At 44.5% G+C, this 13,941-nt stretch carries 18 protein-coding genes; 2 read left to right on the forward strand and 16 right to left on the reverse strand.

Going from position 1 to position 13,941, the window contains the following annotated elements; genetic code table 11:
* Positions 1–77: 77 nt before the first annotated feature.
* The 8 genes from WJ238_RS00595 to WJ238_RS00630 form a co-directional block, all read right to left on the reverse strand.
* Positions 78–581 (reverse strand): DUF3990 domain-containing protein, encoded by a 504-nt coding sequence (locus tag WJ238_RS00595; RefSeq protein WP_337605869.1) that lies wholly within the window; start codon positions 579–581, stop codon positions 78–80.
* The gene (locus WJ238_RS00600; protein WP_256194192.1) at positions 578–796 is read right to left on the reverse strand and encodes a DUF3791 domain-containing protein; all 219 of its coding nucleotides are present in this window, start codon (positions 794–796) and stop codon (positions 578–580) included. The genes WJ238_RS00595 and WJ238_RS00600 overlap by 4 nt, the downstream gene beginning before the upstream one ends.
* 94 nt (positions 797–890) lie before the next feature.
* Positions 891–1,217, reverse strand: a complete 327-nt coding sequence (locus WJ238_RS00605) for a multidrug transporter (protein ID WP_256194191.1) — start codon at positions 1,215–1,217, stop codon at positions 891–893.
* A 23-nt stretch (positions 1,218–1,240) separates the two neighbouring features.
* Positions 1,241–2,611 carry a hypothetical protein gene (locus WJ238_RS00610; protein WP_337605870.1) on the reverse strand — a complete coding sequence of 457 codons (1,371 nt, stop codon included), beginning with the start codon at positions 2,609–2,611 and terminating at the stop codon, positions 1,241–1,243.
* The gene (locus WJ238_RS00615; RefSeq protein WP_316271222.1) at positions 2,571–2,804 is read right to left on the reverse strand and encodes an SWIM zinc finger family protein; all 234 of its coding nucleotides are present in this window, start codon (positions 2,802–2,804) and stop codon (positions 2,571–2,573) included. The genes WJ238_RS00610 and WJ238_RS00615 overlap by 41 nt, the downstream gene beginning before the upstream one ends.
* Before the next feature lie 162 nt (positions 2,805–2,966).
* On the reverse strand, positions 2,967–3,746 hold the full coding sequence (locus tag WJ238_RS00620; protein ID WP_230107555.1) for a ZIP family metal transporter: 780 nt from the start codon (positions 3,744–3,746) through the stop codon (positions 2,967–2,969).
* A 39-nt stretch (positions 3,747–3,785) separates the two neighbouring features.
* Entirely contained in the window at positions 3,786–4,745 is a 960-nt protein-coding gene (locus WJ238_RS00625) for a TIGR03943 family putative permease subunit (protein ID WP_337605871.1), read from the reverse strand.
* Between the two features lie 32 nt (positions 4,746–4,777).
* On the reverse strand, positions 4,778–5,872 hold the full coding sequence (locus tag WJ238_RS00630; RefSeq protein WP_316268094.1) for a CobW family GTP-binding protein: 1,095 nt from the start codon (positions 5,870–5,872) through the stop codon (positions 4,778–4,780).
* A 288-nt stretch (positions 5,873–6,160) separates the two neighbouring features.
* Between WJ238_RS00630 and WJ238_RS00635 the strand changes: the two genes are divergently transcribed.
* Both WJ238_RS00635 and rd read left to right on the forward strand, forming a co-directional pair.
* Complete coding sequence (locus WJ238_RS00635) at positions 6,161–6,535, forward strand: desulfoferrodoxin family protein (RefSeq protein WP_230107148.1); 375 nt, start codon at positions 6,161–6,163, stop codon at positions 6,533–6,535.
* Between the two features lie 61 nt (positions 6,536–6,596).
* Complete coding sequence (gene rd, locus WJ238_RS00640) at positions 6,597–6,758, forward strand: rubredoxin (protein ID WP_230107149.1); 162 nt, start codon at positions 6,597–6,599, stop codon at positions 6,756–6,758.
* A gap of 3 nt (positions 6,759–6,761) precedes the next feature.
* Here rd and WJ238_RS00645 read toward each other — a convergent pair whose 3' ends face one another.
* The 8 genes from WJ238_RS00645 to WJ238_RS00680 all read right to left on the reverse strand — a co-directional run.
* Positions 6,762–7,442, reverse strand: coding sequence for a Crp/Fnr family transcriptional regulator (locus WJ238_RS00645; RefSeq protein WP_337605872.1), 681 nt, complete (start codon positions 7,440–7,442; stop codon positions 6,762–6,764).
* Between the two features lie 7 nt (positions 7,443–7,449).
* On the reverse strand, positions 7,450–8,106 hold the full coding sequence (locus WJ238_RS00650; protein WP_337605873.1) for an HAD family hydrolase: 657 nt from the start codon (positions 8,104–8,106) through the stop codon (positions 7,450–7,452).
* A gap of 29 nt (positions 8,107–8,135) precedes the next feature.
* Positions 8,136–9,068, reverse strand: coding sequence for a 1-phosphofructokinase (pfkB, locus tag WJ238_RS00655; RefSeq protein ID WP_337605874.1), 933 nt, complete (start codon positions 9,066–9,068; stop codon positions 8,136–8,138).
* Between the two features lie 9 nt (positions 9,069–9,077).
* Positions 9,078–10,127, reverse strand: a complete 1,050-nt coding sequence (locus WJ238_RS00660) for a galactitol-1-phosphate 5-dehydrogenase (RefSeq protein ID WP_230107153.1) — start codon at positions 10,125–10,127, stop codon at positions 9,078–9,080.
* A gap of 1 nt (position 10,128) precedes the next feature.
* Positions 10,129–11,649 carry a xylulokinase gene (gene xylB / locus WJ238_RS00665; protein ID WP_337605876.1) on the reverse strand — a complete coding sequence of 507 codons (1,521 nt, stop codon included), beginning with the start codon at positions 11,647–11,649 and terminating at the stop codon, positions 10,129–10,131.
* Positions 11,650–11,670: 21 nt separating this feature from the next.
* Positions 11,671–12,519: a class II fructose-bisphosphate aldolase gene (locus WJ238_RS00670; RefSeq protein WP_256194178.1), complete on the reverse strand. Its 849-nt coding sequence runs from the start codon at positions 12,517–12,519 to the stop codon at positions 11,671–11,673.
* 29 nt (positions 12,520–12,548) lie between these two features.
* On the reverse strand, positions 12,549–13,313 hold the full coding sequence (locus tag WJ238_RS00675) for a DeoR/GlpR family DNA-binding transcription regulator (RefSeq protein ID WP_337605877.1): 765 nt from the start codon (positions 13,311–13,313) through the stop codon (positions 12,549–12,551).
* 59 nt (positions 13,314–13,372) lie between these two features.
* Positions 13,373–13,941: class II aldolase/adducin family protein (locus WJ238_RS00680; RefSeq protein WP_337605875.1), on the reverse strand; the 569-nt coding region annotated here is incomplete at its 5' end.

Genomic DNA, 13,941 nt, shown 5'->3' on the forward strand with positions numbered 1-13,941 from the left:
GGATATTGTTGATATGTTCTCTTCGGATCAGAATATCCTGAATTATATATTCAATTGACTGTTCTTGCTTACCCATATTAATTTCCCACCTTTCGCAAAAACTTTATACTTTTTTCTGTGTGAAAAGAATACTGCGACGATGTCTTCTTATATATCATTCCTGCCAATAAAGTTTTAAAATCAATAATTTCATTTTCATACTGACGAAATAATAATGCCATATTATCATCCGCAACAGGGCCTATAACAATGTCATATTTGTTGTCCTTATTGCACAAAGTATCTTTCACATTTGTAAATGTACGATTTCTATTATTCATGACAAATTTTGCCCATTCTTCCGTTGTTTCTAACCCAAAATCTTTAACCTTGATACCATCTATTTTCCTGAAATCATCTTGTATTTCAAAAGTACTGACAATCGGAGAGCCGCCATAGATTTTTGACACCCTTACAGCCATTTTTTCTGCCTGTTCTTTTATATCTGTCAAATAGAATCCTCTTCCAAAATCTTTATATGGTCTGCACATTGCCAAATTTATACTATCAATTACAATATTGCTTCCATGGTATAATCTCATAACGCACCTCCGTTTTTCTGGCACAATATTCCCAAATCCTCTATTATTGTTCCAAAATCCAAAGTATGCTCAACTTCATAATTTTCTTTTATAAACGCAATACCTTTGAATTGAAAAAGGTAACGGAATGCTTCTTGTATGCTAAGATTATATTGTTGTGCAAATTCGTTTACACATGCAACAGTAAAACCTATTTTCTTTTTCTTTTCGCTCATCCAAAACCTCCTTTCCTTAGCAAACGATCTTTACATCGTAAGTATCTGCAAACATTTTTATAAATTCATCTGATGCTTTCTTGTTTTCTTCACTTTATCTATTTCCCAATTTATAGAAATGTTTCATTATTTCTTGAAGCTCCTCACTAAAATCACTTAAATCTTCTAATGTAATTGCTCCTTCATTTAATAATGACAACATAATATAGAATTGATTTGAACGACTCATTTCACACTGGACTCCGCAATCCTTCTTATCTTGACGGATTTTCTTTTCCAATGCCCAAAATTTTTCTGAAGCATTCCCTTCTCCGCTCAATAATTTTATATATTCCCTATTCAATTTTTCCATATAAGCTTCTTGCCAATCAGCAATCTTACTTCGAAACAATTTCCAATCCTTTTCAGAAAATCGATTCATCCTTTATTTTTCCTCCACATACATTAAAATCCAGCTTTCCGGAGTTCATCCATCATAGCCGGTCTTCTTTTATAATCCTGTTTCCAGCCTTCCGCGATATCCTGTGCTATCTTTTTACCATTCGGATATCTGGTAATCTTTTTCAGATAAGCCATTAAATATTTATATGACTTCCTATCTGCTGTTCGGGTTGATTCCTTTTTTACATATTGCACATATGTATCTCTCACTTCATCCGGCAAATGCTTTTTCAATACTGTTTCATATTGATCCAATACATAAACTGACTGATTCTTCTGAATTTCCCGGAGAAGTCTTTCAAATAATTCTTCCTCCATCAAAAACTTATATCGTATCCATGAAGAAGTTTTACTTTGTAAAAATCTTTCTCTTTGTTTCTCCCATTCTGTTTCACTATACAGCTTTTTTAATTTCACAATGTACTCCAGATCATGCTGCATACATTCAAACACCTGATATTGAAGTTCTTGTGCGTATTCTTTCTGCATATTTCTTTTTTCGTAAATTTGAATTAATTGCTGACTATATTCTGCTGTCAATCCGGCTTTATCAGCATCCAAAATTTTACTTTCTTTCAATACCGCGATAGCCTCTTCATACTTTCTTTCCGATAAATATTCCCTTATCTCCATTTTTCGAATTTCAGAAAAATTCCTATATTTCTGCCGATACTCTCTTATTTCCTGCTCAGAATAATTCAATTCTTCCATCAAATGTATCCGTGCAGTTATGTTACTGACCATACCGTAATGCGCTGAATACGAATCGCCGCTGTAATTTTCTTTTTGAAACTTAGAGATTTTTTCATCTAACATATGAAGTTTCTTCCGAAGCAGTTCTTCATCATGAAACTCACTCAGTAAAAAATCGCTAACATAATCTTCCAAATAGTCAACGACATAATTTTCCTGATGATGCTGAAACCACTGAAACATAGTTTCTTTTTCTTTATCATCGCATTCTTGCAGTATTGTTTGCCAATATTCGTAACAATTATCCGCTACAAATGATGTGCCTCCGTCTGAATCATCTATATCTCGATTCCCGATCTCATAAAAAACACAATTCACTAGTTCAAATGCTTCCATTCTGCAATTTCTCTCCAGTAGTAGCGGAATATTTTCATCCAGGAGGCTATTCAGCGCATCTGTATAATCTGTCGCACGATAGTAGTCTACAAATCCTCCTCTGTCCGAATAGCGATAGCCGATATCATGCACCTGCTGTTTCAGTCTAATCATATGCTGCGGAGTTATCGGCGCATATTTTGTCATAATCTTGTTATATAGAAAATCATCAGAAAATGCCTGTGAAAATACAATTTCCTGCAATTCATCTATTGGGATTCCGGCAATAATTCCCTTCTGCTGCATATGGACATGTACATGTCATATCATAAACTTGCTCATCACGAATCTCTATCTCTACATCATAATCATCTGTTCCTTCTACTACTGCTTTATATCCTGTCGAAGTCTGTTCCAGAGAAATAACATAACCTTCTTCATAATAATTCAGTCCTCGTGCCAATATCTGTGTACGAAACAAATCTTTCCATAACTTCATTCCCTTTATCCTCCAGTCATTTGGTGCAGACTTCTCCTAACATATCTCTCTGCTTTCTACACTTTATTTTAACTGATTTTCACCTGCAACTCAAGAAAATGGAAAAAAGAAAAAGCCGCATTTCTGCGGTCTTTCTCCTTTTTCCCTTCTTTACCTCAAGCACTATCCAAGCGCCACGTCCAGTATCATCATCAGTACAAATCCGGCTGCAAAGCCGATGGTTCCAATATTGCTGTGTTCTCCCTCATTTGCCTCCGGGATCAGTTCTTCCACCACCACATAGAGCATGGCGCCTGCCGCAAAAGCAAGAAGATAGGGAAGCACCGGAACAAAAAATTTAGACAGCAGTATCGTGATCAGCGCTGCCGCCGGTTCTACCACTCCTGACAGTGTTCCGTAGAGAAACGCTTTGCCTCTGCCAAGGCCGTCCTGGCTTTTCAGCGGCATGGAAATGATCGCCCCTTCCGGGAAATTCTGTATGGCAATTCCAAGAGACAGAGCAAAGGCCCCCATCAGCGTAATCTCAGTATTTTCTGCCAGCATTCCGGCAAAGACAACGCCGACAGCCATCCCTTCCGGGATATTATGAAGGGTCACAGCCATAACAAGCATGGTAGAGCGGCGCCATCCTTTTTTAGGCCCTTCCGGCTCATCGTGATCCATATGCTGATGGGGGACCACTTTATCCAGAAGCAGCAGAAATCCCATCCCGCATATAAATCCCACTGCCGCCGGGAGGAAGGCCAGTTTTCCCATATGTTCTGTCATTTCCATCGCCGGGATCAGAAGGGACCATACCGAAGCCGCTACCATAACGCCGGATGCAAATCCCAGCAGACCTTTCTGCACAAGGGGCCGAATGGTATCCCTCATTAAGAACACACAGGCTGCTCCCAGCGTTGTCCCGGCAAAGGGGATCAGAATCCCAATTACTGTATTGATATCAGGTATTGTATGCAATCTTTTTCCTTCCTTTCCGGTTTAGTTAAAATATACCATTTCATCTTCCGGAGCCTCGGACGCCTCTACAAATTCCGCTTTGATAACAGGCCCCTTCCGGCGGTAAGCTTTCGTATACTCATAACCTACTGTCCCTTTTACCTTCACCCACTGTCCGGGCGAAAGTTTAGGCGCGTAGGCGCTCCTGCAGATATAACCGAGAAAAGTCATGTCGTCTGCGCAGCAGGTCATTGCCATTCGCCCTGCTACAAATTCTTTTGCCCCAAATCCTCTTGGTTTCAGGACTTTCGCCTTATATTCCACGGTTTTATTCAGATAGCGTTCCGGGTGATCCATCATATCCACATACCAGATTCCGTAATCCATATCGTCAATCTGCACGACCGGAGCATCCAGATCATAGGGCATGGAATCCTCAAAGATGTTGTCGATCTCGCCTTCCTCATCTTCAAAAATAATCTGGGCGCTCTGGTTCACTACCTTTACACTTCTCCGATAGGAAGCAAGAGGCATATCTTTTGTGCAGCGGTTAAACATAACCAGCTCTGCATTTCTTACCATATCCATAAAAAGAGGCTTCATATTAGCAATATAAGTACCGAAAGTAGAGGCATCTACCATCGTCAGCTTCTGCACAAGTCCCCATCCCTTAGGAACTTCCAGTGCTTCCATTTTGCTCACCGGATACATACCGTTGCATTCAAAGATCACTCTCTCCGGCTTATACTTCCGCTCGACTTCTTCCAGCCATTCCAGGGTAATGTCCTCCGGATCATCTACAGTCAGCAAAGTGGTACGGGATCGCTTCAGCAGATCCTCTCCGTATTCTTCCTCTCCCTCTTCACACAGGATCAGAACCGTGTTTCCGTCAATCTCAAAATATTCCTGTCCCAGAGTGTATCTTAAAAACTGTGTTTTCCCGCTTTCCAGAAAACCTGTCATCAGATATACAACTACTCTGGCATTATCTACCATCTGCATTTTTTGTCACCTGCACTTTTCTTTCTTCGTTTTTACATACGGAACAGCTCGCCAAGAGCTTCTTCCTTAAGACCAGAGCCGATCACACAGATTCTTCCGGTATAATCCGGCTGTCCATGGCGGATCTCGATTTCACCGGGTACCATATCAAAATAGATCCATTCTCCCCGGTCGCCTTCGACCATTCCTTTGGCTCTTAAAACCATTCCATATGTCTCTTCGCTTCCAAGGGCTTCCAATTTCACCTTCAGTTCATTTTCATTGAACTTTTTCACAGTCTCCATGCCCCAGCTTCCGAAGACCTCATCCGCATGGTGGTGGTGATGATGTCCATGGTCGTGGTCATGATGGTGATCATGGCTGCATTCATGGCCGTGGTGATGCTCGTGGCCGCATTCGTGTTCATGGTCGTGACGATGCTCGTGATCGTGATGGTGGTCATGGTCGTGCTCATGGTGATGTCCCGGGCCATGGTGACCGCCGCACACTTCGCACACGCTTTCCTCCAGCATTTCTTTTTCCAGGGAGGGCGCGTGTTTCTCCATAATTTCAAACAGCTTCTTTCCATCTATCTTCTCCGCCGGCGTCGTGATGATCGGAGCTTCGCTGTTCAGCTCTCTCAACATCTCTACCGTCTGCTCCACCTTTGCGTCATCGGCAATATCCGTACGGCTCAGGATGATCGCTCCTGCAGACTCTACCTGATTAGTGTAAAATTCTCCAAAGTTTTTCAGATACATCTTACACTTCTTTACATCGACAACTGTGGTGGCGCTGTTGAGCACAATGTCTGCATCTTCCTTTACTCCTTCTACCGCCCGCTTCACATCGGACAGCTTTCCTACGCCGGATGGTTCGATCAGAATGCGATCCGGATGATATGTGTCGATCACTTCTCTTAAAGAAGCGCCGAAATCCCCCACCAGAGAACAGCAGATGCATCCGGAGTTCATTTCCCGGATCTCAATTCCCGCCTCTTTCAGAAAGCCTCCGTCAATACCGATCTCTCCAAATTCATTTTCGATCAGCACCACCTGCTCTCCTGCAAACGCCTCTTTGAGAAGTTTCTGGATCAGCGTCGTCTTCCCTGCTCCCAAAAAGCCTGATATGATATCTATTTTTGTCATTTTTACCACTCCTATTCTTACACTTTTCTTTTTATGCTTTTTCGCTCATGAAAACATTTTGTCACAAATGAGAACATATTTCAAGTGCAGCATTGATTTATAAGTAGAAATACAGGCAATCCTGTTCTCTTTTTTCTTTATTTAAGTATATTACGTATATTACGGTAATTTTTCAGGAAAAATACTTTTTGGTAACATTTGTTACGGAAATCTGGATTTTACTGTACTAGAATATAGACAAGTAAATGAAATCAAAAAGTCAGACGTGACACAAAAGGAGGGTTTATCATGGCTGAATTTTATAAAGACAAAAACACAAATAACATTTTTCAAAACTTTATTGCTTTTGCCGGTCAGGAAGGAGCACCGGATCTTAGCAAACTCAACGCCAATTCCACAGATGCCGCAACGGAAAAGCATGTACCGTGCGTGGCAATCGAGGGAAACAAAGTAGAGGTTACTGTTGGTTCCGTTCCTCATCCTATGCTGGAAGAACACTATATTGCAGGAATTTACATTGAAACCAGATTAGGCGGACAGTTCCGCACACTTCATCCCGGAGAAGCTCCGTCTGCATCCTTTGTTCTTGCCGAGGGAGATGAGTTTATTGCAGCATATGAATACTGCAATTTGCACGGACTGTGGAAAAAATCTGCAGAATAATTTATAATAAAGTATGTGATAAATAACCAGCGTATCATACGCTGCTAAAGGAGGAAACAAAATGAAAAAATATGTTTGTGAACCATGTGGATATGTATATGACCCTGAAGTAGGCGATCCGGACAACGGAATTGCACCTGGAACCGCATTTGAAGATCTTCCGGAAGACTGGGTATGCCCGATCTGCGGTATGGGAAAAGAAGTATTTGCAGAGGAGGAGTAATCTCTACTCCTCCCCTTCCAGTATATTCTGGAGCATTTCAAAAGAAAGGATGCGGATGCTCTGGCGGCCGTTTCGTTCAATAATGCCGTTCTCCTGCATCCAGGATAACTCCCTGGAAAGAGAGGGTCTTGTCGTATTCAGATAAACGGCAAGCTCCTCTCTTTTCATTGGAGTCACAACTTCAGCTTTCCCCTGGCTTTCCTCCAGAAGATAGCCGGCAATCCTCTGACGCAGATTTCCGCTTGTCAGAAGATATATTTTTCTTAGATTCTTATCTGCTTCCCCTGCAAATATCCGAAGCATGTTGAAAATAATTCTGCTGTGATGCGCACAGTTCTTTACACAAGTTCCATAAAAAAAATGTCTGGATACGCTTAAAAGTTTTACCTCTGTCTTTGCAAAGGCAAAATAGTCATAAATATCATGTTCCAGAAAGAGGTCGATCTCTCCAAACCCCTGCCCTTCGCCAAGATATTCTATGAAATTTTGCCTGCCCAGGGCATTGATCTGTCCCAGCAGTACGGTTCCGGACAAAATAAAATACAGTCTGGAAGGCTGATCCTCCTGTCTGAAGATGTAAGCATCCTGCTCATACGTCTCTATCTTTGCACTGGAGCAGATCATACTCCGTTTCGTTTCCTCTTCAGACAGGCCATGAAATAAAGTCAAATTCTCAATCTGCATGTATGTCTTATCTTTTCTCCTTCTCTTTGATCCAGCCGATTACCTGTGAAAGATCAGCAAGCTTTGCGTCTGCTTTTCTTTGAATTTCATCCGGCACTTTCGCAACATCCGGAATATAGATGGCGTAGCAGCCTGCTGCCATAGCGGCCTGCAGCCCTACCGAACTGTCCTCAAGAACAACACAGTCTCCTGGATGCTGTCCGATCTTTGCAGCAGCTTCCAGAAAAATGTCCGGCGCCGGTTTGCTGGCCTGGATCAGATCGCCATAGACACAGTCTGTAAAATACTCATAGACGCCTGCCCGCTTTATAAACGCCTCTGCCCGTATACGCTCCGTGGAAGTCGCCACCACTGCCGGAATCCCGCTTTCTTTCAGGTATTCCAGCAGTTCCTTCAATCCTTTTTTTACAGGGATTCCCTCTTTTGTCATTTCCTCAAAAAATTCGTGCTTCACTCTGCGGGCTCCGTCATAATCCAGATCTTCTCCGAATCTCTCCATAAAAACTTTTCGGATCGCTGCGGGATTTCTTCCCTGAATCTTATCGATCAGCTCATCCTGTATATCAAGATGAAGCTTCTCTCCTGCCTTTTTCCAACTGATCGCCGAAAGACGTTCCGTGTCAAACATCGTTCCGTCCATATCGAATATTACGCCTTTAATCATGCCGTTCCCTCTTTGTATCCTTCCTGATGTTATCCGATCTTTTCTATTGTAATCTGCGGATAAATTGTCTCCATGTCTTCCTTTACAAAAAATCCGGTTTCTTCTCTCATAGCCGCTGCCGCTGAGATGGCGCTTGCCTTCCTAAGAGCCTCTACAGGCGTCTGTCCCGCCTCAAGACCAAGGGCAAATCCTGCGATCATAGAGTCGCCGCAGCCCACCGTGTTCACCGCGTTGATCTTCGGCACAACAGCCCGGTACACGCCGTCGTTGCATACACACAAAGATCCATCACTTCCCAGTGAAACCACAACAACTTCAATGCCTCTTTCATGGATTTCTTTTGCGGCCTGGATTATCTCCTGTATATCATGACACGGTTTATTTGTCAACATACGAATCTCATCAATATTGGGCTTGATCATAGTCGGGCAGGCTTTTATTCCTTCTTCCAGTAGCTTTCCGCTGGTGTCAAGAATGACTTTTTTTCCTGCCTTTTTCACCGTTTCCACCAGAATCGGATAAGCCTTTTCATCCAGACCGCGGGGCACGCTGCCTGACATTGCCACCACATCTGCTTCCTTTACAAGCTGCGCGAATTTCTCCACAAATCCCCAGAACTCTTCCTCTTTCACTGTGAAGCCCGGCTCCAGAAATTCTGTCTGCACTTTATTTTTTTCATCCCAGATATTAATGCAGGAGCGGCTTTCTGCTGCCAGATGATAAAAAGCGCTCTTAATGCGGAAATCTTTCAGGGACTCCTCAATGTATTGTCCCGCATGACCGCCTACAAATCCGGTCGCCACTACTTCCGCCCCGGCAATAGCCGCCGGTTTGGACACATTCAGCCCTTTTCCTCCCGGAGTGTAGGCGCATTCCTTCATCCGGTTTACCTCTCCGATACGAAATTCTTCTACTACATACCGTTTATCAATCGCCGCATTCAGCGTAACTGTCAGAATCATGGCTTCCTCCTACTCTTCGTTCATCAGCAGAATCTTTCCCTGCACAAGTCCCGGAGTCTTGTACATCTGAAATGCCTCCTGGGCCTGACTCATGGGCATTTTTTTGTAGATAAATCCGGGGTCAAATTTTAACTGTCCTGTTGCAAAATAATGTGCGGTAAGTTCCCATTCTCTTCCCGGGAAAGGTGCGCTGTAGGACATCCATGAACCTGTCAGATGAAATTCTTTTCGGTTCATTTTTTCCCACAACGCCGGCGTAAAGGTAATCTCCTTATGGGGTGTCCCGATACAGCAGACATTGGCTTTGTTTGCCGCAACCTCAAAAGCCATTTTCAAAGTAGGTTCCTGACCTGCCGTCTCGAAGACAAATCCATATCCTTTTCCACCTGTAATTGCCATCGCTTTTTCCATGAAGTTCTCTTCCGTTGTATTAATGACATCGTCAGCGCCAAGGCGTTTTGCAAGCTCCAGCCTCTCATCGCTGATATCAAAAACTACTACTTTTTTGGAACCGAATATTTTCGTCCACTGCATCGTAAACATTCCGATGGTTCCGCCTCCCAAGATTGCCACATATTCTCCGCCTTTATAATCGTTCTGGATAACGCCGTGAAGGGCAACCGTAGACGGCTCAAACATGGCACCCTGCTCATAGGGAATGGATTTGTCAAATACAACTGCATTCTGTTCCGGAATCACAACATAGTCTGCATTGCTCCCCTGCTGCCTGGAACCGATGAAACTGTAATGCTTGCAGAGAGAGAAGTTTCCGTTCTGGCAGTCGTCACATTTCATACAGGGAAGAAGGGGCGCTCCGGAAACTCTGTCGCCTACTTTTACTTTTGTCACTCCTTCTCCTACTTCCACCACATCTCCTGAAAACTCGTGTCCCAGAACAATGGGATAAAAATGCACACCATTATGGAGTACACGGGGAATATCCGATCCGCATATGCCGGAAGCCTTTACCTTGATCTTCACTGTCCCCGGCGTAACCTGCGGTTCCTCATAATCCATATAACGTACATCTTCATTTGCACATACAACAGCTGCTTTCATCTTATTCCTCTCCCTTTCTTTTCATTGTTTCTTTTAAATCTTCATATAATTCCAGGTAAAGCTTATAGTTCTTGTCATAAGCTTCCCGCACTTCCGGATTTGGCGTATGACGCCGTTTAATAACAACTGTCTTTTTCACTGCCTCCTCAAAGTCTTTATACATGCCGACTCCCACACCTGCCAGGATAACGGCTCCCAGTGTCGTCGCAGTATCAGAGGACGGCACAATGATTTCCTTGCCCGTTACATCAGCCTTGATCTGTGTCCACAGAAGAGAATTTGCGGAACCGCCCATAGCCCGAAGCTCACTGACCACGGCGCCTGCTTCTTCGGCCGCCTCCAGATTATGGCGCAGGGAAAATGCAACTCCCTCCATGGCTGCCCTTACGAAATGCCCTTTTGTCTTACTGAAATCCAGTCCGTAAAAGACGCCTTTTGCATGGGGATCCCAGATTGGCGATCTCTCACCTGACATATACGGAAGAAAGACCATTCCGTCACTTCCTGCCGGGACCTTTTCTGCGATTTCATTAAAAATCTGGAGCGAACTCTTTCCGATCTCTTTTCCGATCAGCCTTTCGTAATCTGCAAACTCCTGTTCCATCCAGCGCATAACACCGCCTCCGCCGACGGTTCCTCCCTGGAGGATCCACTGATTCGGCGCTGCATGGTAGCTTAAGATCAGCCTTTCATCCGCCTTGTATGTATCCATGCAGATGCTCATGCCTCCTGCCTGACCGCCCTGCTCCTGTGTCTCTCCCGGGTGGATCACTCCTGCTCCCAGCGTTCCGCAGGCGGCATCCAGCGCCCCCGCCACAACGGGGATTCCTGCTGTCAGGCCGCATTCTGCTGCCGCCTTTTCCGTCACTGTCCCAATAATATCATGGCTGGCATAGATATCCGGCAGGAAGGAAGGATCCACTCCCAGCTCCTTGCACATATCCATGTCCCACTCCCCGGTTCTCATCCGGAAACAGTGAAGTCCATACCCTTGCGTCAGCTCCTGGCTGACTTTTCCTGTCAGGCGAAAACCTATATAGCTGTTGGACTGAAGCACTTTGTAGGTATGTTTATATACTTCCGGAAGATTCTCTTTGTACCAGAGAATTTTGGGAGTCGTGTAAGAGGGCTTAAATGGATTGCCGCACACTTCAAAAATACGTTCCTCTCCCACCTGCCTTCCTACTCTCTCACAGATGTCAGCTGCCCTTGTATCCATCCAGATCGGAGTATTGGTCAGAACGTTTCCTTCTCTGTCAATCGGAATAGCCGACCAACTCTGTCCGTCGATTCCGATTCCGGCGATTTCTGACGGACGGATCTTCCCTTTTTCCAGGGCCGCTTTAATAGCCAAAGACACCGCCTGCCACCACTCGTCAGGATTTTGTTCCGCCCATCCGGCATGAGGATAATAGACCTGATATGCTCCGCTTGCACTTGCTTTTACCTGTCCTTCCTCATCAAATACGGCGATCTTGCAGGCGCTTGTTCCGATATCAATTCCTAATAAATACTGTCCCATAGCACCACTCATTCTTTCTCTTTATGCTTTGCCGTTGCAACCGCATACGCACATGCGTTCTTTTACCAGTTCCTTTACTGCTTCCATGCCGGCTATACCAAGCTTTTTCGGATCAAATGTCTCCGGTTTTTCCTGAAGAAGTTTCTTTCCTGCCTCTGTATAAGCCACACGCAGTTCTGTTGCAAAATTAACTTTACACATTCCTCTTCTGACACATTCTTTTACATCCTCATCACTAAGGCCGGAAGCACCGTGAAGGACCAGAGGTACAGACACCAGTTCTTTTACTTCCGATACCCGCTCTTTATCCAGTACAGGGGTTCCCGCATAGAATCCATGAGCTGTTCCGATCGCAATTGCAAGAGAAGAAACCCCGGTGCGATCTACAAATTCTTTTGCTTCCTGGGGATCTGTATTTCCGTCCTCTTCCGCCTCCAGGTCGTCTTCTTTTCCGCCTACTTTTCCAAGCTCTGCCTCTACCGGAATGCCGCAGGCCTTCGCTACATCTACGACCTTTTTGGTCAACTCTACATTGTGTTCAAAATCTTCATGGGAGCCATCGATCATAACAGAAGTATATCCTGCCTTGATGGCCTGTACAGCCAGCTCAAAACTGCTGCCGTGATCCAAATGGAGGCAGACCGGAACGGAGGCTTTTTTCGCTTCCGCCGACACCATTGCAAAATAGGTTTCCAGTGTACCGTATTTTACAGTTGAAGGAGTGGTCTGCAGCATAACCGGCGCTTTCACTTCCTCCGCTGCTGCGATCACTGCTTTTACCATCTCCATGTTTTCTACATTGAATGCCCCAACGGCATATCCGCCCTCTCTGGCGTCTGTCAGCATTTTTTCAGATGTTACTAATGGCATTGTTTTTTTCTCCTTTTCTCTTTTATTATTTATTTTGGAAAGACACAGTCTATCCGGTGCTCTTTTAATTTCTGAAGCCATTTCTCTTCCGGCTTCTGATCTGTTACAAATTTAGTGATGTCAGCCCACTCTGCCACTTTCGTAAAAGCGGTATTGCCAAACTTACTGTGATCGGCAGCTAAAATCCGCTCTTTTGCAGCGTAAAGCATCATGCGTTTACTGCTGGCATCCTGTTCATCTGAATCGGTAACACCGTTTTCCAGATCCACTCCCTTACATGAAATGATCGCTTTGTCTACATGGTAGGAAGAGAGCACCTCATCGGTACGCGGACCTACAAGGGCAAAGGATTTCTCTCTGGAAACACCCCCTGTGGAGATCACGGTCCACTCCGGGACATCAAAAAGCTCTACGATCACCTCCACGGAATTTGTGATTACTGTCAGTTTTTTCTTCTCTTTCAGCGCTCGGGCAATGTATACGTCTGTAGAGCTGGCATCCAGCATCAGGGCTTCCCCGTCTCTTACCATATCAGCGATCAGTCTTGCGATTTTTTGCTTCTCTGCCACCCTCTGCTTTTTTCTGATATTAAATGGAAGATCAAAAAAGCTTTGTTCCTTAAGAACGGCTCCTCCGTAACTTTTCACAACAAGTCCGTCGTTTTCCAGCTTTTCCAGATCACGGCGTATCGTTTCCTCCGACACGTTATATGCAGCGCTCAGCTCGCTGACTACAACTCTTTTTTCTTCCTGAAGTCTTTCCAGTATGTCGTTTCTTCTCTCTATTGCAAGCATTTCTTTCCTCTTCACTTTGATCTTTATTTTCGTTTTGCTTTGGCTTTTCCGCCTGCAGGTCAATCCAGTTCCATCCAATCCGCCGGATGTCTGCCTGTCAGCCCATAGTCTTTACGCATTCCGTAAAGTCTCTTTACCTGCTCCTTATCCAGCACCTTGGGACCTCCCAGCATCATAGACTGATAAAGGAGCCTTGCATAAAACTCCAGGGATTCCATTTTGTGATACGCGCCAAGAAGGCTGTCGCCATAGGTCAATGCTCCATGATTTTCCAAAAGCACTGCGTCATAATAAGGAAGATACTCCGATACAGCGTCCGGAATTTCCATAGTGGACGGCGTTCCGTATTTTGCAAGAGGCACTTCTCCAAGTCCCAGCACCGCCTCCGGCATGATCGGCCTGGTCAGAGGCATACCGCATACCGCAAATGTAGTGGCATACATGGGATGGGCGTGTACCACCGCTTTTACATCTTCCCTCTCCTCATAAACTCTCATATGCATTTTTATTTCAGAAGAAGGCCTGAACTCTCCATTTGCTTCGAGTATATTCCCCTTGGCATCCACCTTACAGATATACTCCGGCGTCATAAATCCCTTGCTCACTCCGGTCGGCGTACATAAAAACT

Source organism: Claveliimonas sp. (assembly GCF_037273965.1).
Taxonomy (GTDB): domain Bacteria; phylum Bacillota; class Clostridia; order Lachnospirales; family Lachnospiraceae; genus Claveliimonas; species Claveliimonas bilis.